This is a genomic window from Leptospira wolffii serovar Khorat str. Khorat-H2 (assembly GCF_000306115.2).
GTDB lineage: Bacteria > Spirochaetota > Leptospiria > Leptospirales > Leptospiraceae > Leptospira_B > Leptospira_B wolffii.
Map to the genome: position 1 here is coordinate 252,764 of NZ_AKWX02000023.1, position 20,365 is coordinate 273,128.

Annotated in this window: 22 protein-coding genes; 7 read left to right on the plus strand and 15 right to left on the minus strand. The window is 45.5% G+C overall.

What is annotated here, in order from left to right; translation table 11 throughout:
- Window positions 1-49: 49 nt before the first annotated feature.
- Window positions 50-517: an LIC13081 family protein gene (locus tag LEP1GSC061_RS19295; protein ID WP_016547169.1), complete on the minus strand. Its 468-nt coding sequence runs from the start codon at window positions 515-517 to the stop codon at window positions 50-52.
- Window positions 518-591: 74 nt separating this feature from the next.
- Here LEP1GSC061_RS19295 and LEP1GSC061_RS19300 point away from each other — a divergent pair, with 74 nt between their 5' ends.
- Genes LEP1GSC061_RS19300 through LEP1GSC061_RS19310 form a run of 3 tightly spaced genes read left to right on the plus strand, consistent with a single transcriptional unit; the run spans window position 592 to window position 3,166 of the window.
- Window positions 592-1,458 (plus strand): pirin family protein, encoded by an 867-nt coding sequence (locus LEP1GSC061_RS19300; RefSeq protein ID WP_016547468.1) that lies wholly within the window; start codon window positions 592-594, stop codon window positions 1,456-1,458.
- Between the two features lie 17 nt (window positions 1,459-1,475).
- Complete coding sequence (locus tag LEP1GSC061_RS19305; RefSeq protein ID WP_016547284.1) at window positions 1,476-1,925, plus strand: OmpA family protein; 450 nt, start codon at window positions 1,476-1,478, stop codon at window positions 1,923-1,925.
- Window positions 1,895-3,166: a BaiN/RdsA family NAD(P)/FAD-dependent oxidoreductase gene (locus LEP1GSC061_RS19310; protein WP_016546961.1), complete on the plus strand. Its 1,272-nt coding sequence runs from the start codon at window positions 1,895-1,897 to the stop codon at window positions 3,164-3,166. The genes LEP1GSC061_RS19305 and LEP1GSC061_RS19310 overlap by 31 nt, the downstream gene beginning before the upstream one ends.
- Here the strand turns inward: LEP1GSC061_RS19310 and LEP1GSC061_RS19315 are convergent.
- The 8 genes from LEP1GSC061_RS19315 to LEP1GSC061_RS19350 form a co-directional block, all read right to left on the minus strand.
- The gene (locus LEP1GSC061_RS19315) at window positions 3,135-3,479 is read right to left on the minus strand and encodes a VOC family protein (RefSeq protein WP_040510043.1); all 345 of its coding nucleotides are present in this window, start codon (window positions 3,477-3,479) and stop codon (window positions 3,135-3,137) included. The genes LEP1GSC061_RS19310 and LEP1GSC061_RS19315 overlap by 32 nt on opposite strands.
- Entirely contained in the window at window positions 3,476-3,754 is a 279-nt protein-coding gene (locus LEP1GSC061_RS19320) for a GNAT family N-acetyltransferase (RefSeq protein WP_016547105.1), read from the minus strand. The genes LEP1GSC061_RS19315 and LEP1GSC061_RS19320 overlap by 4 nt, the downstream gene beginning before the upstream one ends.
- Before the next feature lie 61 nt (window positions 3,755-3,815).
- Window positions 3,816-5,177, minus strand: coding sequence for a sensor histidine kinase (locus LEP1GSC061_RS19325; RefSeq protein ID WP_016547117.1), 1,362 nt, complete (start codon window positions 5,175-5,177; stop codon window positions 3,816-3,818).
- 310 nt (window positions 5,178-5,487) lie between these two features.
- Window positions 5,488-5,928: a DoxX family protein gene (locus tag LEP1GSC061_RS19330; protein WP_016547415.1), complete on the minus strand. Its 441-nt coding sequence runs from the start codon at window positions 5,926-5,928 to the stop codon at window positions 5,488-5,490.
- 98 nt (window positions 5,929-6,026) lie between these two features.
- Window positions 6,027-6,479 (minus strand): MarR family winged helix-turn-helix transcriptional regulator, encoded by a 453-nt coding sequence (locus LEP1GSC061_RS19335; protein WP_016547229.1) that lies wholly within the window; start codon window positions 6,477-6,479, stop codon window positions 6,027-6,029.
- 85 nt (window positions 6,480-6,564) lie between these two features.
- Entirely contained in the window at window positions 6,565-7,389 is an 825-nt protein-coding gene (lepB, locus tag LEP1GSC061_RS19340) for a signal peptidase I (RefSeq protein WP_016547065.1), read from the minus strand.
- Between the two features lie 37 nt (window positions 7,390-7,426).
- Complete coding sequence (locus tag LEP1GSC061_RS19345) at window positions 7,427-8,248, minus strand: aldo/keto reductase (protein ID WP_016547045.1); 822 nt, start codon at window positions 8,246-8,248, stop codon at window positions 7,427-7,429.
- A gap of 66 nt (window positions 8,249-8,314) precedes the next feature.
- On the minus strand, window positions 8,315-9,580 hold the full coding sequence (locus LEP1GSC061_RS19350) for a hypothetical protein (protein ID WP_016547433.1): 1,266 nt from the start codon (window positions 9,578-9,580) through the stop codon (window positions 8,315-8,317).
- Between the two features lie 117 nt (window positions 9,581-9,697).
- Here LEP1GSC061_RS19350 and LEP1GSC061_RS19355 point away from each other — a divergent pair, with 117 nt between their 5' ends.
- Window positions 9,698-10,291, plus strand: coding sequence for a hypothetical protein (locus tag LEP1GSC061_RS19355; protein ID WP_040510142.1), 594 nt, complete (start codon window positions 9,698-9,700; stop codon window positions 10,289-10,291).
- A gap of 79 nt (window positions 10,292-10,370) precedes the next feature.
- On the opposite strand, the gene LEP1GSC061_RS19360 is transcribed toward LEP1GSC061_RS19355, so the two are convergent.
- Entirely contained in the window at window positions 10,371-11,258 is an 888-nt protein-coding gene (locus tag LEP1GSC061_RS19360; protein ID WP_016547266.1) for an LIC_13029 family protein, read from the minus strand.
- 137 nt (window positions 11,259-11,395) lie between these two features.
- Between LEP1GSC061_RS19360 and LEP1GSC061_RS19365 the strand changes: the two genes are divergently transcribed.
- Window positions 11,396-12,418, plus strand: coding sequence for a DUF2804 domain-containing protein (locus tag LEP1GSC061_RS19365; RefSeq protein ID WP_040510143.1), 1,023 nt, complete (start codon window positions 11,396-11,398; stop codon window positions 12,416-12,418).
- Window positions 12,419-12,432: 14 nt separating this feature from the next.
- Window positions 12,433-13,563, plus strand: a complete 1,131-nt coding sequence (locus LEP1GSC061_RS19370; protein ID WP_016547165.1) for an acyltransferase family protein — start codon at window positions 12,433-12,435, stop codon at window positions 13,561-13,563.
- A 41-nt stretch (window positions 13,564-13,604) separates the two neighbouring features.
- Here LEP1GSC061_RS19370 and LEP1GSC061_RS19375 read toward each other — a convergent pair whose 3' ends face one another.
- Genes LEP1GSC061_RS19375 through LEP1GSC061_RS19395 form a run of 5 tightly spaced genes read right to left on the minus strand, consistent with a single transcriptional unit; the run spans window position 13,605 to window position 19,089 of the window.
- A complete protein-coding gene (locus tag LEP1GSC061_RS19375; RefSeq protein ID WP_016547108.1) occupies window positions 13,605-13,973 on the minus strand; it encodes a response regulator in 369 nt (122 codons plus the stop codon).
- A gap of 27 nt (window positions 13,974-14,000) precedes the next feature.
- The gene (gene cheB, locus LEP1GSC061_RS19380; protein ID WP_016547156.1) at window positions 14,001-15,047 is read right to left on the minus strand and encodes a chemotaxis-specific protein-glutamate methyltransferase CheB; all 1,047 of its coding nucleotides are present in this window, start codon (window positions 15,045-15,047) and stop codon (window positions 14,001-14,003) included.
- Between the two features lie 8 nt (window positions 15,048-15,055).
- Window positions 15,056-16,894 carry a chemotaxis protein CheA gene (locus tag LEP1GSC061_RS19385; RefSeq protein WP_016547050.1) on the minus strand — a complete coding sequence of 613 codons (1,839 nt, stop codon included), beginning with the start codon at window positions 16,892-16,894 and terminating at the stop codon, window positions 15,056-15,058.
- Between the two features lie 9 nt (window positions 16,895-16,903).
- Window positions 16,904-18,526, minus strand: a complete 1,623-nt coding sequence (locus LEP1GSC061_RS22060; protein WP_016547404.1) for a HAMP domain-containing methyl-accepting chemotaxis protein — start codon at window positions 18,524-18,526, stop codon at window positions 16,904-16,906.
- Window positions 18,527-18,570: 44 nt separating this feature from the next.
- The gene (locus tag LEP1GSC061_RS19395) at window positions 18,571-19,089 is read right to left on the minus strand and encodes a chemotaxis protein CheW (RefSeq protein WP_016547341.1); all 519 of its coding nucleotides are present in this window, start codon (window positions 19,087-19,089) and stop codon (window positions 18,571-18,573) included.
- 645 nt (window positions 19,090-19,734) lie between these two features.
- On the opposite strand from LEP1GSC061_RS19395, the gene LEP1GSC061_RS19400 reads away from it, so the two are divergent.
- A complete protein-coding gene (locus LEP1GSC061_RS19400) occupies window positions 19,735-20,322 on the plus strand; it encodes a chemotaxis protein CheD (protein ID WP_016547397.1) in 588 nt (195 codons plus the stop codon).
- Window positions 20,323-20,365: the final 43 nt, after the last annotated feature.

The window sequence follows — 20,365 nt, forward strand, 5'->3', positions numbered from 1 at the left end:
AAAAGGAAAAAGGCAAGGAATTACCGGATATTCCCGCAATTTTCGTCGCTCATCCGTTGATGACTTGGAAATTGCGAGCGCCCAAGGCTTTTCCATGCGAAAGAGTCTCCTGCAGTTTGCGGATGTCCTTTCTGATTTTTTCTCCCACTTTCGATCGAATCCACGGATTTAGAATTCTCGCCGATCCGGATAATTCTAACTGGCTTGTGAAAAGAATTTTGGTATCGGTGTCGGAACCTTTCGGATCCGGATAGAAGGAGAATGTTTCTCTAAAATCCAAAAACCGATTTTTCAGAGTTGTTACGAATCGACTCGGATATTTAGATTCTATTATCTCGTACTGGGATTCGATCCGGAAGATCCAAAATTTCAATTTTACCTTATAGCTCTTGGTTTCCAATTTACGGAAAAGAAAAATGTTATCCGACCAATCGGGGAGACGCTCCACGTTGGAAACATACTCGAACGCTTTGATCAAAGAAACGGGAACGGTAAATGCAATCGTAGTGGTTGCCATGCGGATTCTTCCGAATCTTCGGGAAAAGAATTCCCTGAAGAGATTTTCGACCAGTCCAAGAGAAAGGAGGAAATATGGGTTTTAGACGAATAACCGGAACAAGAATCGCCGAAAAAACTTTAGAAGGCGGAGGCTTTCCAGTAAGAAGACCGTTTCCTGTTCCTCAATTTTCCTATTGGGATCCCTTTCTATTATTGGACGAAATGGGACCGGTAGTTTATGAGCCTGGAAAAGCGATCGGTGCTCCGGATCACCCACATAGGGGATTCGAAACGGTAACTTATTTATTATCCGGAGAAATGGAACATCGGGATTCCTGGGGGCATGCCGGAAAATTGAAAGAAGGCGGTATCCAATGGATGACTGCGGGAGCGGGACTTGTACATTCCGAACTTCCTTCCGCGGAATTCCAAGCAAGGGGGGGAAGAATGCACGGATTTCAAATCTGGGTCAATCTCCCAAGGGATAAAAAACTTATTTCCCCGAAGTACCAGGAAGTCGATTCCTCCGAATTACCAGTTATCGTAAAGGACGGAGTGTGGGCCAAGATAATCGCGGGAGAATTATGGGGAACGAAGGCGGTGATCCAAACCCAGACTCCCATCGTATTCTTCCATCTCAAACTTTCTCCGGGATCGTACGCCGAGATTCCGGTTCCGGAAGGATATAATATTCTTGCCTATCCCTTCGTGGGAGGTGGAACGATCATCGATTCCGAGCAAGAATGGGAATTGCAAGAGGGAGAGACCACGTTTTACGAAGGAGGAGAGGGTAGCATAGGACTACGAGCTCCGGAAGATTACGAGTGGGAACTTCTGATTTTGGGAGGACAGCCTTTGAAGGAGCCGGTGGCACGTTATGGCCCTTTCGTGATGACTACTCCCCAAGAGATACAGCAGGCATTCGAGGATTATTCCGCCGGTAAGATGGGCGAGATCTAAAGGATTCGAATTTCTCTTTGGAGCTGCTCTATATTTTAGGAGTGCTCGGCGGCGGCTTTTTTCTATACCTTTTGGTTCCTAAAAAGAAGCCGTCGGTTCTCCCTAAAAGTTCTCCTTCTTCTCATACGGACTCGCCGATCCGTGAGTCCGTTTCCTTTTATTTCGATGCCGGAAGTACGGAAGCCTCGCCTAAGGTCGAAGATCTTCGAATTATAGAATCTTGGAAAAGAACGGATAGAACCGTAGAGATCCGCGCCTGGACGGACGATACTGGGTCCTCCGCGAGCAATAGAAGATTGGCCAAAGAAAGAGCCGCTCGAGCAAAGCGTATTTTGGAGAATGTGGGAATTCCAACGGATAGGATTTTAGTTTCTTTTCAAGGAGTGGATCCTGAAAGTATCGGAAACCCGAATAAGTTCCGATTCAGGAGAGCGGATTGTCTTCTCGTTTCCAAACCAATAGACTAGCGGTCATAGGCGGTGGGGCCGCAGGGTTCTTCGGAGCCGTGCAGACTCGACTTTTATCCCAAGAAATGGTAGAAGTTGTCCTCTTAGAAAAATCCCCCAATATTCTTTCCAAGGTAAAGATATCCGGGGGAGGTCGTTGTAATGTCACTCACTCCTGTTTTGATCCGGAAGAACTCTCCAAAAGATACCCTAGAGGAGAAAAAGAACTGAGAAGAGCGTTCGAAGTCTTCCAGCCCAAGGACACCGTTTCTTTTTTCGAATCCAGAGGAGTGAAATTGAAAGCGGAGTCGGACGGACGAATGTTTCCTATCACCGACGATTCTCAGACGATCATAGATTGTCTATTAAGCGAAGCGAAACGTTTGGGAGTCAAAATCAGAACCAAGGTTTCGGTTTCCGGAGTCTATGCGAACGAGGATACTTCCCGTAGAAGATTCAGGGTCCAGACGGAAGATTCGGAAGAAGATTACGACTTCGTGTTATTTGCCAGCGGTTCCTCCAGGAAAGCTTGGAGTTGGTTGGAATCCCTGGGACATACCATTCTTTCGCCCGTACCTTCCCTTTTTACATTCGAGATAGAAAACCCTTTACTAGAAGGTCTTCAAGGGCTCTCCGTCTCCAACGCGGAAGCTACATTACAGGATTTTAAATTAAGACAGAAAGGGCCGGTGCTCATTACTCATTGGGGATTAAGCGGCCCGGCGATCTTAAAATTGTCGGCTTGGGCCGCCAGAGAATTGTTCGATTGCGATTATAAAACCAAGCTTCTAATAGATTGGATTCCGGAAGTATCCAGACAGGAGATCCGGGATAAATTCGCTTCTATCAAGAAAGAGCATCCTGCAAAAAGGCCCGGAACTCGTTCCGAATTCGATCTTCCGGGGAGATTATGGGAAAGAATCTGGGATCTGGTTGTCGGCTCCGAAAAAAGATGGTCCGAGGTTTCCTCCAAGGAGTTGCATGATGTGGAGGAATTTCTAAAAAGATCGACTCTAAATATCCGGGGTAAGGGAGCCTTCAAAGAAGAGTTCGTGACTTGCGGAGGCGTTCGTAGGAAGGACGTAGACTTTACAAAAATGGAAAGTAAGATCCTTCCTGGAATTTATTTTGCCGGAGAAGTCCTCGATATAGACGGTATTACCGGCGGTTTTAATTTTCAGAACGCTTGGACGACTTCCTTTATCGCGGCAAGAGCGATCGCGGAGGCTTCTAAGCTTCCCAGGGATGAGGGTAGGAACTGAACCCCAAACGGTTTCCATCCGGATCGGAGAAATATTTCGTAAACAGGGTTTTGTCCAGAAAGGCTGCGGAGAATTTCTCATCAATGCGCTTTCTCATAGACGAATCCAAAGCAGAAAAGACCAGAGCCAATGGGCTCTTCGATTTCTTCTCTTTTTCGATCATAATTCTTATCTCTCCCGCCAAAAACCATGAGGACCTAAGAGAACCATCCTCATAAAAATGATCCATTTCGAAGGTTAACCCGGGTATTTCCGAGTAGAACCGCTTTAACTTTTCCGGGTCGGAGGTCCCGATGGCGATATGATGGATCATTCCATTACCATATCATTATATTCGGGATGCCTCTTGAGATAGGTTTGGACGAAAGAACAGCTCGGTATGATTTTGCGACCGTTTTTTTTGGCCTCCTGTATGGCGGCTTCGGCCAATAAACCTGCGATTCCTCTGCCTCTGAATTCGGGCGGCACGAATGTATGGTATAGATCCCAAGCGGCGTTGCCGATCTCCCTATACATCAAATGAGCTTCCTTGCCGTCTTCCTGTAGGAAGAATTTTTTTGCGGAACTGTCCTGGATTACCGAACTCATGGATCTCCTAAAAAACGGATATTAAAGCCGAAGAGCTTACCGTTTCTTCTTACAGAAGAATTCATGAAGTGGGAAAAATCAAGCAAACGGAAGTCCCTTCCGAATTTTTGAGATCGAGCTCGGCTTTGAGTTGAGCGCAGAGGGATCGGATAATCATTAAACCCAGAGAATCGGAACTATCCGTATTTTTGGATCCTTTTTCCTGACCGAACCATTCCTTGATCGACGGCATTCCTACTCCGTCATCTTTTACGGTTAAATGTAATTTCCGATTTTCTAATTTCAATACGACCTTGATATTGCCAGCTCTTTCCTCCGGAAAGGCATGCTTCAGTGAATTGGATACCAATTCGTTTACGATGAGTCCGCAAGGTATCGCCTTCTCCATGGAGACCCATACAGGATCCAGATCGGATTCGAAGCCGATTCTGTTTCCTGCGGGGAAGTAGGAAGTAACCAGATGCCTGAGTAAGGAATCCAGATACTTTCGCATATCCACGTTCGCAAACTTATCCTGTTTATATAAATGATCGTGGATCATTGCCATGGCGGTGATTCTATTCTGCGCCTTGGACAATACTTCGGAAGTGCTGGATTCTCCGGAGTATAAATTCTGCAAGTTCAACATTCCGGATACCATTTGTAGGTTATTCTTAACCCGATGATGGATTTCGTGCAAGAGGACTTCCTTCTCTCTCAGATTTTCCTCCAACGTCCTTTCGATTTCTATTCTTCTCATAATTTCGTTTTCCAAATTCTTCTTAGCGCGGAAAATATGAGCCTTACGAATCCGAAGATTGCTTAAATATTCGTTTCTTCTATCGATGCTTTCCTGTAGACCCCGCATGAGTATCGTTAATGGCACGCAGAGGATCGCGTTTGCGATGATGAAGTTCAAGCCGATGACGAACATCTTATCTTCGGGCAAATGCCAGGAAAGAGGATAGTATTGTCCTACGACGACGATGCATAATACCACGAGAGCGTTTAGAAGTAATGCGAGTAAGGAAGACCGCAGTCCGAAAAGAATCCCCGCTAAGACCGGAAAAGGGTAAAGCCAGAGCATTCCTCCGCTTTCCGGTCCTACCGAAACGAGCAAGGAGGTTCCTAACGCGAAATTTAGAGAGAGGAGTGCGGTCGACTTCCATTGGAAAGGCAGGCCTTTACCGAAGAATAACGTGTAGATCACGATTAGGGCTGTGGAGTCGATCCAAAGGACTTCGTGTCTCCCTTCGTCCCATGCCAAATAAACGCTAGGAAAGAATGCGATCGTTCCCAAGAGACATACGCTGAATATGAGAGAGGTGAGGATCAGCTCTCTCCAATAATTTAAACCCGAAGAGAACGGAGTCTTCGGTGTTAGGTATTCTTTTGCAGTTTTAAAAATCCACTCTAGAAGCTTGGATTTCTTGGCCTTTTCCATATTCGGTACTAATAGACTCTTTGAATCCCACAAAATCAATGATACGCCCTCGTTATGGAAAAGCTTTCGGAATTCCTTTTATTGCTCGTTTTATTTCCGATTATGTAATATTCTTTGTCATTTTTCTGGGAATTTAATCTGAAAGGTACCTATAAATAATCCTTTCAGAGTAGGTGTCACAGTTTTGGAAAAAAATTTCCAAATTTAGGAGAGTTTATTCGTCTCTGTCAGGAGAAACGAAAAGAAGATCTAACGTGCAAAAAAAAAGGCCCGAAGGCCTCTAAGGATTGGTAGTTAGGTAGTATTTCGATCAGATTTTTTCGGCGATCGCGCCGTCGATAGAAGCGGCTCCTCCCCCTTTCAGGACTAAGATCAAAGAGAGTGCAATTGCCAGGATATGGAATTCGAATCCTTCTCCTTGTTGGTTTCCCATCCAATTCATGAAGAAACCGTGAGGGATATGGGTGGTAAGAGCGACTAGCATCGCAATACCGATCCCTGCGGCCGAAACTCTGGTTAAGAGACCGGTCAGGAGTCCTATGGGTCCCAGAAATTCTGCTGCGAAGAGCAAAAGTACTAGGAAACCGGGAAGTCCACCGCTTGTGAAGAATGCGTATGTCCCCGAGAACCCGTATCCTCCGAACCATCCTAATACCTTTTGGGCTCCGTGGGGAAAGAATACCACCGCCAACGCGATTCTAAGAATGAGTGTAGTAACGTCTTTATCCGTTTGGAAAAGTTTGCGAATCATGATCACCTCCTAAATGATTTCTTGTTATATAATACATGGATTGATAGTTTAATATTAAAGTAATGGTCCGAAAAATCCGAAGAACATGGATCGCCTCCTTAGTTTGCGTTACGTAATCCTACAATTTTGCAGATATGTCCGAGTTGGGTAAGATCTTCATCCGTGAGGGTAGACATCTTTTCCTTGAGCTGTTCCACATAGGTGGGGAAGGCTTTTCCGATAAGCTCCTTGCCGGCAGGGGTGAGATTGATGATGAAATAACGTCTGTCTTCTTCGCTTCTGACCCGAACGACTAGATTTCTCTTTTCCAGATTGTCTATGATCTGGGTGATATTTCCCTCGCAGGAGAATATCTTTTGCCCGATTTCCTTCTGACACATCGGGCCTAAATGATATAAGGTTTCCAGGCATCCGAATTGACCGCTCGTCAATCCGAACTGGCTCAATGTTTTGTCCTCCATGGATCGAATCGAGTCTGTACAACGACTCAATTTGATATAGGCGTCTAAAACTTTGACTTCTCTGGCTTTTCCCTTAAAATGCGTGGCCATAAATACTTTAAGATTGAACTAATAGAGTATAGACTGTCTCAGTTTGAAAAAGTCAACAAAAAAAGCTGTAGGAGCTCCTATGAGGTTATAAGTCCTCGGATTGCCGATCTTGCAGGATTTCATAGCCTTTCTGTCCGATGTTCTTCCAACGGATTTTGGCCCTGCCTATACGTCGAAATAAACTCTGAGGACACTTTCCTCCGTGTGTGTCTTCGAGATTACCTTTTCTTTCTTCGGAGGTGCAAGTGTAGTCTTTCCAATTTACGGAAAAATATTTGAAAGTCATTTTTCCCCGAATGTCAGCCCGTGAGATGGGACCGGTGTAGCGAGAATCTGCCGAATTCGTGCGGTTGTCTCCTAGTAGGAAGAATTCGTCCTCTTTCAGGTTGATTTCTTCCTTTTCCATAGCATGGGGAGACGTAAATGGGATCATCGACGTATCATAAAATAATTTGTATTTTTTTGCTCCGATCGTTTCGTAAACCGCATGTAAGCCGTTAACGGGAATATCGTAATCTTCCTGATTTATCTCTTCGGAAGATTCCGTAATCGGAAGTGTCTTGCCGTTGATGGAAATCCTAAGTAAGAAGTAATCACCTTGACTCGATTTTTCTGTCCAAAGGGAAATCTTATCACCCGGCAGTCCGATCACTCTCTGCACGTTATTGCGCTCGGAGCCATCCTCCTTTATTCCGGCCTTGAACGTTAGGATATCCCCTCTCTCCGGATTTAGATCGAATTTCTTTACGAATATGAAATCTCCGATTTGTAAGGAAGGTTCCATTCCCCCGCTTTTCACGTTACTCGGAGTAAATGCGTATTCTTTCGCCAATGCCACCGGAAAATTACAGAAAGTGAATCCGCAGAAAAGATAAATAGAGAATAAGAATATATTAGATTTCACGATCATGCCCGCTGTCGTTTAGTTCGGTTTTGGAACGGGGCTTTTAGGCTCCCGTAGGATCCCAACAAGTTCTAAAGTTTTCGTTCCAAGATTCCATTTCCATTAGATCCTCTTTCGAGAGCGAAAAATCGAAGACCTGAGAGTTTTCTAGGATTCTCTCCTTACGAACGGATTTGGGGATCACCACCATTCCCTTGTCGATGGCCCAACGGATCAGAATTTGGGCCGGAGTCTTTTTGTATTTCGTAGCCATTGCGGAAAGTTTCGGGTCCGAGATTTTTTGTCCATGGGCGAGAGGACTATAGGCCTCCAGGACGATTCCTTTTTCTTTGCATAGTTTTAAAAGATCGTTTTGGTTTAGAAAAGGATGATATTCTACCTGGTTCACCGCAGGTAATATTTCCGCATAACCTAGAAGCTCTCGGATATGAGGGACCGTATAGTTGCTGACTCCGATCGCGCGAACCAATCCTTCTTTATAGGCCTTTTCCAATTCTTTCCAGGCCTGTTTTCGAGTGGAGGCTACGGGAAAATGGATTAAATAGAGGTCGATACTTTCCAATCCTATACTCTTTAGCGAGCCTTCTAGATTCTTGCGCGGATCCCTTTGGTCGGAGTTCCATAATTTGGTGGTAACGAAGATTTCCTCTCTAGGGATCCCGCTTTTTCGGATCGCAGTTCCCACATCGGATTCGTTACCGTAAATCTTTGCGGTATCTATATGTCTGTATCCTGCTTCCAAAGCCCAAAGAACGGCATCGACACATTCTTTTCCGGATCTGGTTTTCCATACTCCTAATCCGAAGACAGGCATTTCGTTTCCGTTATTCAGACGTACGGATTGGTTCAATACTGAGTTTTGCATAGAAGGTTAGACGGTTTTTGGCTCTTTTAGATCCGGAGGTTTTATGAGAAAGTATTTCGACAAGTGTTATGCGTTTAGATCGGAGAAGGAAAGTTTTTCTTCGGCTATGCCTAGGTTTTTTTGCAGGAATCTTTCGGCGTATACCAAATCGGAGTAACTCGGTCCCTTCTCTCCGGCCCAAGAGGATAAAGTCCAGATCCCGAGTAATTCCCTGTCTCCGGGAATTCTTTTATCGTGAAGAGAAACCGCCTGGGCATTGAAAAGAAAATCCAAAAGAAAGGTTTCGGGAGTGCGGGCCGTTTTCTTTAAGGCCACGCACAAAATCTGGATTTCGTTTTCGATCCTAAGGGTCCGTATTTGTCGAATCTCGGCGGGGTCGAATTTACGTTCTCTGGCAAGTAGCACGGAAAGAATCGGAATGGAGGTGGAATATAAGATGCGCATTCCGCTTGAGTCTATTCGGATCTCGGTTTTTCGAAAAAGGACGAAAACCGTGGCTACGGTTAGTATTCCGAGGAAAAGCAGGGAGAATGGAACCAAGAATATTAGAAAAATCATATTTCCCGGTTCCCGTAAGAAGGAAATCAGAATGGTCGCCCAGGCTCCGTAAAAGATCGTAGGGACTAATAGGGAAATCAGACGATTGCCCGCCGACTTTTTCTCCATCAAACGAACTCTTAAGTCTGATCCTAGGGTTTCCGTACGTATCCATTCGGAAACTTGAGGTTCCGCCGGGATCGCATTTTTCAGGATTTCCTTGGAGTGGGGATCCGTAAAAGATCCTTTCGAACGATCCCAAACGGGAAGAGGAAGTTTTTGTTTAAAATCCTCCAGGACTTTTTCCAATGAATTCGGATCCCTAAAGGTCTCTAACAGAATCATACTTCCGTCTTCATGCAGAAGATAAAGGTCCCAATATTTCCAGGTGCGGGAAAAAGTGTTAGTGCCGGAAGAACCGCTTCTTTCCGACCGGAATAGGATCGTGTAAGATACGAATTCTGCTAAGGAAAATTCCACATTCGATTTTCCCGTTTCTTTTAGAACGATAAGAGATGACTCGAAATCGAACTCTATCGTCCTGATTATATGCGAGGCTTTTTTATATTGTAGAATCGATATTAAGAAAATCAAAAATAGGGATAGAGAGAAGAATGCGATAAACCCGGAGAATAAGGTGGCTTCTCCCGAGCCGGCTGCGATCCCGAAGTAGGTCAGAGAAACGAGAGTGAAAGTCCCTAAAAACACCGTAGCGAAGGCGATTAGGCATCCTCCGGTATAGGGATTCTTTCTTTCCCGGATCATCTTAGAAGATTCTAAAATCCAAGAGTTCATATCGATTCAAGAAATTCTTGAGTATTCGGAATCTTATGAAACGGTCAATTGCAAAAAGCGCAATTTTCGATTCGGATTCTTTCTTGCAATCTTCCCCGATTCGTTTTTCTTGTTCGCATGCAAATCAGCACAGCTATTTCCGATCTTGTATTGGCTCTCGTCTCGACCTGGGTGGGCCTAAATTTGTACGCTTCCGGAAAAGGAAGCGTTTCCAAAAGAGGAGGGGCTTGGGGATTCTTCTCTATCGCTCTAGGCGCGTATATGGGGACCGTCTTCTTTTTAGGCGGTGGATGGATTTCTCCCGTTTATAGACCAGTCGTCCAGTTTGCCGGAGAAGTGGGAGTACCGTGGATCGGCATCGGATTCTTCGCAGCGGGATTCGGGAAAGTCGACAAAAAGACTTGGACCATTTTGACGGCGGCCCTGATTGCGTTATTCATATTCGATCTTCTCTTCGGATTGGGACAATACGCCACCGTGATCGGAGCCGTTTCCTTAATTACCGTTCTGGTTGTTTCTCTCCGCAAGTACGGCAAAAGCCATAAGACTCCCGCGTTATACGGGATTTTAGGGGCATTGCTTTTTATGCTCGCAGGGTTAGTGATCGGGACGGTAGGTTCCACGCTCGGCGTTCCGAACGTGGACATTTTCCATTACGCATTGGCTGCGGCTAATTACGCTCTGGGGTATTCTCTGAAGAAATTGGGTTAAAAATGAAGGGCTGCGGAGGATTTCTTTCGCAGCCCTTCGACATATTCTAATATTAGAAATAATCGGTTTAAGCGGCGGACTATGCCGGAATTTGTTCCGAGACCTGGGTCACCCAGGAAGCGTAATAGTTGGAAAGAGTCCTAAGGAACATCAGATCCATTTCGTTTTCCGTTCCGATGACCCGAAGCGCGTTTGCGTATTGGGTCCTAAAATCGGTGAGAGTGGCCGTTTGTTGGATATAATTCCGCATGGATTGGGCCTGTTCGGGACCGAAACCGTATTCTGCCGACCATTTGTCGATCAGGGTTCCGCAATTGTACTTACGGGAAAGAAGTATCTGCGCCAGAATATTCCGGAACATATTCTCGATCGATACGATGGTGATTTCCTTGTGTGCGATGGAAATCTCGGTGATGATCTCGTCCTTCTTGTCGATGACGGCCTTTGAAGTTCCCATCTTATTGAAGAATTTGGATAGGTCGTTATAGGCTCGGAAGTGCTTTAGAATAATCTCCCTGTCCTTGACATCGACCGTTCTTTGGTCCTCGGGATGACTCATCTCTTGAAGGATGGATTCTATCACTTGAAACATGATATCGAAAGTAAATTGGGTGGATTTGCCCAAAAGATAGCGAATCTCGCTTTGGAAGGCGGCATGTATTCCGGTGAAGAATGATTCGAGTTTCTCCGGAGTGAGAACCGTGGAAGTCTTGAAAACGGAGATCATGTCTCTCACAAATTTTCCCCTATCCAAAATGGGGAATTGCTCCGGATGATTGGAATGTGTCCGGATAAAGGTTTCTTTAACTACTTTTAGGGCTCCGCTGCGGACTTCTTCGCTTCGGAATAGGACTCGATAGAGTAGGACGGAGATTTCTCGGGAGGTCTTTTTGTCTTTAAGGGTTTTAAGATCGGAGGCTTCGAGTAATTCGCTACTCCCCGCGTGCTTGCTCTGGATTTCTCCCATAGAGTTTGTTATGCCGACTTTCCCGAACGAATGTTAGGTCTATATTGAGAAGAAAAAGTTAATTGTAAAGCAGATTTGCCCGCTATTGCGGAAATCCATTGATTTTTCCGCTCGGCTTTCAAAAATCGATCGCAATTATGCAAAAGATCATCGGACCGGATAACCAAGTACGTTACGGAGTTTGGGACGGACCGATCGATTTCAACTATCGGGATTTTTCTCTCTTGGATTTCTTCGGAAAGGAGATCAAAGGGCTTAAAAAAAGGTTCGCATTCCATTCTTTTAACTATCTCGGAATCATGATGGAGGACTGTCTTGTCGGGATTGCCGCAGTCAGTCTCGGTTACGCATATAACGTATTTTGTTATCTGTACAAGTATGACGAAGGCAAGGTCTTCGAATTCGACGAGAAGGGACCGGACTTAGGACTTGCCCTTAAATTTCCCGCCAATCCGGACGAATACGAGATCCTTTTTAAAAAAGGGTCCTCCTTCTTGGAAATACGAAAGTCCCACTCCGAGGGAAAACTTTCCTTAAATGCGGATTTCGGTAAGAAGTTACAGATTTCGGGCGATTTTCCGTATTCTCTCGCTTCTCATAATCCTCTTAGGGTATTGAATCCTTCGGAGCCGACTCGCTGGACCTTTACGGAGAAATGTTCTCCTCTCGTGCCCGACCGTATTTCGGTAAAATACGCGAATCGTGAACTGGCAAGGGATCCTTATCGTACGACGATGGTCTACGATTGGTCGGCCGGTTATCTCAGAAGGGAGACGAATTGGTACTGGGCCGCATTTTCTTCCGTATTGCCGGAAGGAGGAAAAATCGGCGCGAATTTCGCGGCCTTAGTAAACGAGAGCTTCTTCCCGGAAAACGCATATTGGATAGATTCCAAACGGCAAAGAGTAAGCAGATGTATATTCGATTTTTCTCAAAAAGATCCTTATAAACCTTGGAGACTCTGGGACGAAGAGGGAAGGCTTCGATTGGAATTCGAGCCTAAAGGAGAACGAAAGGAAAAGATGAATTTAATCTGGACCAAGCTGTATTTCCGGCAATTCGTCGGTAAGTTCTCGGGTAGTCTCCGACCAGAATCCGGAAAAGAAGTACAATTCAAGGATGTATGGGGGTTCACGGAATTCCATAGATCCCTTTGGTGAGAACGGAAGCTAACTTGAAACACGAACATTCGATTTCGGCGAGAATTCTTTCCGTAGACTTATTGCGGGGATTAACCGTTGCCGGTATGATCCTAGTGAATAACCCCGGCTCTTGGTCTCATATGTACCCGCCTTTGAAACATGCGAAATGGGACGGATGCACTCCGACGGATCTGGTATTTCCGTTCTTCCTATTGGCTGTGGGTGCGGCTATTCCTTTCTCCGTTAAGAATGGATTATCGGAATTTCCTAAAATACTAAAGCGTTCCGTTTTGCTGATCCTTCTCGGACTTTTCCTGAATTTCTTCGGAGAATGGAGCATCGGAGAACTCAGAATACCGGGCGTTCTTCAGAGAATCGGTTTTACGTATTTCTTTGGAGCTCTAGTTTTCTCGAGGGAGAATCGAGTATTTCGAGGGGCTTTATTCCTTTCTCTCATCGTCGCATATTGGTGGCTCTTGGGGTTTGTCCCGCCTCCGGGAACCGAGCTGCCCAACATGACGGAAGGAAAGGATTGGGGAGCCTGGCTGGACCGTTTCGTCTTCGGCGAAAAACATCTTTGGCGATTCGGAAAAGTTTGGGATCCGGAAGGTTTATTGACTTCCGTCAGTGCTATCGGTTCGGTTTTCCTCGGAACTTTTTTCGGAGAGATTCTGCAAACAAGAATGGAGAAGGGAGAATCCCGTATTAAGATCGGATTCGTTTTTGTGTTAGCTGCGGGGATTCTATTTCTTGTAGGAGGAATTTGGAACCTATCGTTTCCGGTTAATAAAAGCCTTTGGACGAGTTCCTACACTCTTTGGACGGGCGGATATGCCGCCGCAGTTCTTTCTCTTTTTTTAATATTAGAGACGAAGCCGAATTCGGTGTTGGAATCGGTCAAGAGAGCGTTTTTGCCTTTCGGTCGGAACGCTTTATTGGTATTCTTTGCTTCCGGAATATACGCACGTAGTCTGAATATTATACAGATATCGACGCGGGAAGGAAAGGAGACTAGCCTTAAGAATCATATCTATCTTCAGTATTATAAAAGCTGGATTGATTCTCCGGAACTGGCTTCCTTTTGTTATTCGGTCACGGTTCTGCTTGTTTGGTATTTAATCCTTTTTGTATTGGATAAAAAAAGAATCTATTGGAGAATCTGAAGCCGATTCTCCTCGTCGCGTGATCTTTATTTTTCGGGGACTTAACCTCCCGCTAGGTGTTTCACCGCAGCGATCAGGTCCTCGTCGTTGAACGGTTTGATCATCCATCCTTTTGCCCCGGCTTCCTTCCCTTGATTTTTCATGGAGTCGCTGGATTCCGTGGTTAGAATGAGAATCTTCATACCCTTTCCTTTTTCCGATTGCAATACTTCTTTCGTGAGTTCTATTCCGGTTCTACCGGGCATGTTCACGTCGAAGATTCCGATGTCGAAAGGACCTTCCGCTTCGATTTTTACGACCGCCTCGTCCGGGCTGGACGCTTTAGTGACGGTATGTCCTTCTTCGGAGAGCGTGAATTCGAGTAGTTTTAAAACGGTCGGAGCGTCGTCGACGCAGAGGATCTTTGCCATATTTTTACCTGTCCATATTCAAAAAATTTAATTATTACTGTCTGCCGATTTGTAGCAAAGCTCCGCGATCCTATCGGGGATCGCACCCAAGGGGATTTGTTCCCTCACCGCTCCGATTTCATATGCTTCTCTGGGCATCCCGTATACCACGGAAGAAGCTTCGTCTTGGCCGAAAGTGTAGGCTCCGTTTTCGGATAGGGCCTTTAAGCCTTTGGCTCCGTCTTTCCCCATACCGGTCAGTAAGAATGCGGCCGTATACTGAGACAGTGCTGTCTTGGCTACGGAATGGAACAGCATATCTACGGAAGGACGATGCCCGGTTACCTTATCCGTTTTTTGCACTCTGATCTTATATCCCGGATAATCGATCAATTCGAGATGATAATCTCCTCTCGCGATAAATACGGTGCCCTTTCTTAATTCTTGTCCATTCTCCGCCTCTAAGACTTTTAAGGGAGAAACGGAATCCAATCTTTCCGCAAACATGGATGTGAAATATTCGGGCATATGTTGGACGATCATGATCGGAGGTAGATCTCCCGGTAAATTTCTAAGAATGAACTCTATCGCCTGGGTTCCACCCGTGGACGCTCCGATTAGAATGAGCCTGATATCCGTATTTTGGATTCGTTCTCTGCTTCTTTCTTTGGATAAGGACTTTTTTCTTTCTATGACTCGGGTAACGTCGGTCTTCGAGCAGGCACGAATCTTATTCTTTAATTCGAATACCATTCTTAGAAAGTCGTTCTCGGTCCCGTCTGCTTTTCTTACGAAGTCTAATGCTCCCGCTTGCAGGGAATCTAAAGTGATTTTAGCGCCTACTTCCGTGAAGGAACTTAGCATGATGACCGGAGTGGGATACTTAGGCATCAACCATTGTAGGAACTCTATCCCGCTGATATCCGGCATTTCCACGTCCAAGGTGATAACGTCCGGTCTTACTTTGGGAATTTCGGACATTGCGACCGTAGCGGTATTGGAACCCACTACCTCGAATCTGGGATCGCCGGTCAATTGGTCGACTATGATCTCCCTGACGATTCGGTTGTCGTCGATGACGTATACTCGGATCATTTTTCGTTCTAAGTGGTCTTTTCCAAAACTCCACCGTTCTCATTTTGGGTATTGTAGGAGATTCGGTGAAATTTCTCGAAAAGGAATTTAGTGTCGATGATTAAGCTGACCCTTCCGTTGCCAAGGATGGTGAACCCGTTGACTCCTTGCGCCTTTTGGATGGAGTTGGTTAGAGGTTTTATGACTATATTTTGATTTCCTAATACCTGATCCACCAGGACTCCGATGAATCTATCGTCGCTTTCCAAAATGATCAGAACTGGATTCGGATTCTTGTACTCCAATTTTTCCCTGAGTCCGAGCAGATCATTGATCCGGATTACCGGGATATATGTTCCCCTCAAATCCAGAATTTCCTGATCCTTATAAGGATAAATTCTGTGTTGGTCCTTAAGACTGACTAAAGAGTTTATATCTATTGTAGGAATCGTCAGATAAGTTCCTCCTACTTCGAATACGGTTCCTTCTATGATTCCTAACGTAAGCGGTATTCTTAATACGAAAGTGGTTCCTTCTCCTTTTTTGGATCGTATATCCACTTTTCCGTTCAATTTGCGGATATTCTGAAAAACGATATCCATGCCGACTCCCCGGCCGGAGATGTCGGTGATCTTGTCCGCAGTGGAAAAACCGGGAGTAAATATGAGTTGGAATACTTCCTTATCGCTCATTTCCTCTCCGGAACCGCGAACGATTCCCTTCTCTCTCGCTTTTTGGAGGATTTTCTCCCTATCCAACCCTTTCCCGTCGTCGCTGACCAGAATCCATACTTCGTTAGCGGATTGTCTTGCTTGTAGTCGGATGACTCCTTTCTCTTTTTTCCCGACTTCCCTTCGTTCTTCCGGAGCTTCCAGGCCGTGATCGATGGAATTTCTTAAAAGATGGATGATGGGATCCTGGAGGACTTCGACGACGGATTTATCCACTTCGGTTTCTTCTCCGGCGATCTTCAGCTCGACTTGTTTTTGCGAACGCTTCTGTAGATCCCGAACGAGACGATTCATCTTTTGGAAGGTGGAAGAGAGAGGGACCATTCTCATGGATAAGGTAACTTCCTGAATGTCTCTCACGATTTTGTGCAAATGCCTAGCCGCGGATCGGAATCCTTCCAGTCGCAGGCCCTCCAGATCCGGATGGTGCACTACATTGGATTCCGCGATGACCAATTCTCCCATGAAATCCATGAGTTGGTCTAGCTTGTCGGTCGTGATACGAATGTCTTTCTTGCGTTCCGCTAAGGAGAATTCTTCCGGCTTGGAAGAAGCGGTAGTATCTCCTACGTTTGAGGTTTCACTTTCGGTGCGAAGTTGTGCCGGCTCCGTTCCTGCTTCGTTTTCGAAGAATCCGAAGGCTTCCTTCTTTTCCGTCGAAGTGTTCTCGTCGAAAAATCCGAATGCGTCCGATTTCTCGGCTTTCACTTCGCTTTTAGAGGAAGATTGAGTGATCAGGTCCAATTGTTTTTTTAGGGAAGCGTGGACGACTTCGGTTTCCTTTTCGAAACCCGAATCGTTGTTTTCCTCTTCAACATGATCGAAAATCTTTCGAAGCAGATCCAAAGTCTCCATGAGTTCGTCGCTAAAAGGGAACTCGGTTACTCTATCTCGGTTTCTTAATATATCAAGAAGGGTCTCGCCTATATGGGTGACCTTGACTACCGTGTCCAGTTTCAATAATCCGGACGATCCCTTCAGGGTGTGAAAGAATCGGAACGCTTTATTGATCGTCTCCGGATTTCCGACACCAGTCGTCTCGATTTCCTCTTCGAGAGAGAGTAGCGCCGTTTCCGCAGAATCGATTAAATCCCTGGCTTCGGATACGAATTCTGAAAGTAAGTCCTCTCGATCCATATGCTATTATCAGACTTTAATTTCTCCGGAACCTTCTCCGGTGCCGTTGCTTAAGTCGTGATTTACCGCAGCTTCGTCCTCTTCGTCTATCGGAGCTTGAAAATCGGATTTACCGTTGGCGAAACGATTCGGTTCCCGCTTGGTCTGCCCGAAATGAGAAGCCGCTTTCTTAAGATCGAAATGATGCGGTTGGAAATGGGAGACCGTAGCACTGCTTTGTCCGGTCCCGCTTTCCTTAGCCTTCTTTTTGGCCTTTGTCTGGGAAGCCGTAAGAACGTCCTGACGGATCTTGATCAACGTTCCCATCACTTTAAGGAGAGTCTCGGCTTGCTCGTTCAATTCTTTCGCGGTGGATGCGAGTTCCTCGGAAGCGGCGGCATTCTCCTGTGTCGCTTGATCCAACTGAACCATAGCGGTATTGATTTGAGTGATTCCTCGTGCCTGCTCGCTGGAAGACACCGCGATCTCTTGTATCAACTTTGCGGTGTTTTCGATGCTCGGAACGATTTCTTCGATCAATTTTCCCGCATCTTCCGCACGTTCCACGGAATCTTTGGATAAACCGTTGATTTCTTGCGCCGCTACCTGGCTTCTTTCCGCGAGTTTTCGGACTTCGTCCGCGACAACCGCGAATCCTTTTCCGTGTTTACCGGCTCTGGCCGCCTCTATTGCGGCGTTCAAGGCGAGCAGGTTGGTTTGGTAGGCGATCTCCTCTATGATATTGATCTTGCCGGAGATTTTCTTCATTGCGTTCAAGGTTTCCAGAACCGACTTTCTGCCCTTGTTGGCATCTTTTGCGGAAGATTCCGCCATACCGTTCGTTTCTTTTGCGTTATGCGAGTTTTGCTCGATGGTGGAAGACATTTCCTCCACTGCGGCGGTCGTTTCCTCCAGACTCGCAGCCTGTTCGTTCGAGGATTGGCTTAAGGAGAATGCGGTGGCGGACACTTGTGCCGCTGCGGATGACACCGATCCGACTACGTCGAGTGCGGTGGTTAATGCCTTATTGACGGAAACGGTGATCCAAACCGCGCTTGCGATCGCTATAAGCGCGGAGAAGATCGGAATAACGATCATCAAGAATGTGGTTTCGGCGTATAGTTCGTCCGTACTCTTATTCGCATCGTCCAATTCTTTCTGGGCCCGTTCGATCATCTGATCCAAGAAATTATCCATCTTGTCCAGATAGGCGCGCAATTGAATTTGGGAGATTTGTCTTGCCTCTACGTTCTTATTTACGAACGCTAAGTCCAATACCTTTTTCAAGGTGGCCCGATAATCTTTTTCCACGAGTCGAAAGTCTTCCATATTTCTTTTGCCCGCGTCTTGCAAAAGAGGGTAAACTTCGGTTCCGAGTTGGCTTATGATGGCTAGATTGACTTCGGTTTCGGAAATGTACTTTTTCATATCCTGCTCTTCCGTAGACAGGATCGTGTTTTTTTCCGCCCGAGTGACCTTAAGCATGGCGGTTCGCATGGCTACGAGCATCGTGGATTTTTTGGCCGACACGTTTACCGCTTTTGTTACGACAGCGTTGAAGCTGTTCAATCTATAGATGGCGAACCCTGCCACGAATACCAGTAGGACGACGACCGTCGCAAACCCGGCGGTAAGTTTGGCTTTAACACTCATGTTCATATCCTTATTTTATATAATGCTTAAGTAGGAGGTATCGATTAACTGATACCGATTTTTCCGTGGATCACTTCCAGCTCGTCGTAGCGTAATAGCTTTCTGACATCCAGGAGAATTTTGACGGAATCGGACACCTTGCCGAAGAGCGCGATGAAACGGTTCGCTTCGCCGTCTCCCATTTTCGGGGCGGGTTCGGTGTTTTCGACGGGAATGGCCACTACTTCGCGAACGGTATCCACGATGAGGCCTAGGTTTTCGCCTTCTATGTTTAGAATAATGACGCAGGTCTTTTCGGTATAAGGGATTTCATCCATATGAAATCTAAGTCGAACGTCTATCAACGGGACGACCTTTCCCCTTAGGTTGATGACGCCTTTGATGAACGCCGGCATGTCCGGGACTTCGGTGATCGGCTGCATGCCGATGATTTCGATTATATATTTGATTTCGATTCCATATTCCCGATCGGATAGGGAGAACACGAGATATTTGTTTTCAAGAGTATCCTCGTCTTCGGATTCGTCTTCCTCTAAGAGCAGATCTAATTCGTTTTCGGACATATATTGCTGCAATTGGGACCATTATACGGCCCATGCCCCCTTGCCTAAGTTAATCGTTTTCCGATGTGTCGGAAATTTCTTTATGAATTGGAACGAGTGAAAAGAATTCACACATTATAACACAAATCGTTTTCCGTGAATGAAAAATACTTCTAATCCTTGCTATCTCTTTTCCGGATTATGTCATTTGTTGCATCACTTCTCGCTCTTGTTTGTTCGGTTTTCTTTTGACGTAAAACAATCGTTCAATTTGTGAGTGAGACAGATTCTTCGTGATTGATAATCTTAATTGGATCGACTCCATTTGTATACGATCGCGGAGAAACATTTCCAACGGTTTAAAATTCTAATAATATTTTTTTCCATTCTTTTTTTTAAAAGATCGTGTTTTTAATTTTTTACCCTTTAGAGTCGGATTCATCAGGCAGCCGAAATCGTGTTTTCTTTTTTTTTTTCGAGACGATCTTCTTTACGATAGTTCTAAAGGATTAGTTAATATATAGTATACTGCCTTCTTGTTTCGAGGATTTCACTCCATCTCTTATAATTTTCTTTCGATCGGCAATTTGCTTTTCAACTGAAGCTCGTTAGATGATCTTGGAGAGGCGCATAATCTAAATTAAAGTATACTAAAGGACAAGGGATTTGGAATCCAAAACAATAGACTCAAAAACTAGAAAGCTCTCCAGTCAGTTTGTGAACGTAGGAGAATTCAAGTTTTCCGAATCCCCGGTTCAGTTTAGGACGCTTTTAGGATCCTGCGTGTCCGTTTGTCTCTACGATCCCTTCAATCAGTTCGGAGGTATGAATCATATTCTTCTTCCGGGAAGAGCGGAGAAGGAAGGTGGCATTTTGTCCGCGAGATTCGGCATTAACGCTATGGAATTGTTGATCAACGAATTCGTGAAGAGGGGAACTCCTAGAAGTCGACTCCAAGCCAAGATTGTGGGAGGCGGTCAGACTCTAAATTTGGGAGTTCAAAATTCTCCGATCGGAGATAGAAACGTGGAATTCGTAAAAGATTTTTTGAAATCCGAATCTATTTCCCTGTGCGGACTGGAAACCGGAGGGCCTTATTATCGAAATCTTCGGTTTATGACCGGAACCTTCGAGGCTTTCGTTAAGAGGGTCCAGGTAAATTTGCAGAAAAGTTTTATCGAGCGGCAGGAGGTCGAATATCTGCGCCAGGTACAGGCCGATCTGGGCAAAAAAAACCGTCCTATTTACTTTTGAGTCGATCGGATTTGGTTTGCGGTTTTATATGGCCGGGGCTAGC

Bases quoted from the DNA above. Each gene is read 5' to 3' on its own strand.
- LEP1GSC061_RS19295 (WP_016547169.1), bottom strand. From the start codon at position 517: ATGGCAACCACTACGATTGCATTTACCGTTCCCGTTTCTTTGATCAAA.
- LEP1GSC061_RS19300 (WP_016547468.1), top strand. From the start codon at position 592: ATGGGTTTTAGACGAATAACCGGAACAAGAATCGCCGAAAAAACTTTA.
- LEP1GSC061_RS19315 (WP_040510043.1), bottom strand. From the start codon at position 3,479: ATGATCCATCATATCGCCATCGGGACCTCCGACCCGGAAAAGTTAAAG.
- LEP1GSC061_RS19320 (WP_016547105.1), bottom strand. From the start codon at position 3,754: ATGAGTTCGGTAATCCAGGACAGTTCCGCAAAAAAATTCTTCCTACAG.
- LEP1GSC061_RS19325 (WP_016547117.1), bottom strand. From the start codon at position 5,177: ATGGAAAAGGCCAAGAAATCCAAGCTTCTAGAGTGGATTTTTAAAACT.
- LEP1GSC061_RS19330 (WP_016547415.1), bottom strand. From the start codon at position 5,928: ATGATTCGCAAACTTTTCCAAACGGATAAAGACGTTACTACACTCATT.
- LEP1GSC061_RS19335 (WP_016547229.1), bottom strand. From the start codon at position 6,479: ATGGCCACGCATTTTAAGGGAAAAGCCAGAGAAGTCAAAGTTTTAGAC.
- lepB (WP_016547065.1), bottom strand. From the start codon at position 7,389: ATGATCGTGAAATCTAATATATTCTTATTCTCTATTTATCTTTTCTGC.
- LEP1GSC061_RS19345 (WP_016547045.1), bottom strand. From the start codon at position 8,248: ATGCAAAACTCAGTATTGAACCAATCCGTACGTCTGAATAACGGAAAC.
- LEP1GSC061_RS19350 (WP_016547433.1), bottom strand. From the start codon at position 9,580: ATGAACTCTTGGATTTTAGAATCTTCTAAGATGATCCGGGAAAGAAAG.
- LEP1GSC061_RS19355 (WP_040510142.1), top strand. From the start codon at position 9,698: ATGCAAATCAGCACAGCTATTTCCGATCTTGTATTGGCTCTCGTCTCG.
- LEP1GSC061_RS19360 (WP_016547266.1), bottom strand. From the start codon at position 11,258: ATGGGAGAAATCCAGAGCAAGCACGCGGGGAGTAGCGAATTACTCGAA.
- LEP1GSC061_RS19365 (WP_040510143.1), top strand. From the start codon at position 11,396: ATGCAAAAGATCATCGGACCGGATAACCAAGTACGTTACGGAGTTTGG.
- LEP1GSC061_RS19375 (WP_016547108.1), bottom strand. From the start codon at position 13,973: ATGGCAAAGATCCTCTGCGTCGACGACGCTCCGACCGTTTTAAAACTA.
- cheB (WP_016547156.1), bottom strand. From the start codon at position 15,047: ATGATCCGAGTATACGTCATCGACGACAACCGAATCGTCAGGGAGATC.
- LEP1GSC061_RS19385 (WP_016547050.1), bottom strand. From the start codon at position 16,894: ATGGATCGAGAGGACTTACTTTCAGAATTCGTATCCGAAGCCAGGGAT.
- LEP1GSC061_RS22060 (WP_016547404.1), bottom strand. From the start codon at position 18,526: ATGAGTGTTAAAGCCAAACTTACCGCCGGGTTTGCGACGGTCGTCGTC.
- LEP1GSC061_RS19395 (WP_016547341.1), bottom strand. From the start codon at position 19,089: ATGTCCGAAAACGAATTAGATCTGCTCTTAGAGGAAGACGAATCCGAA.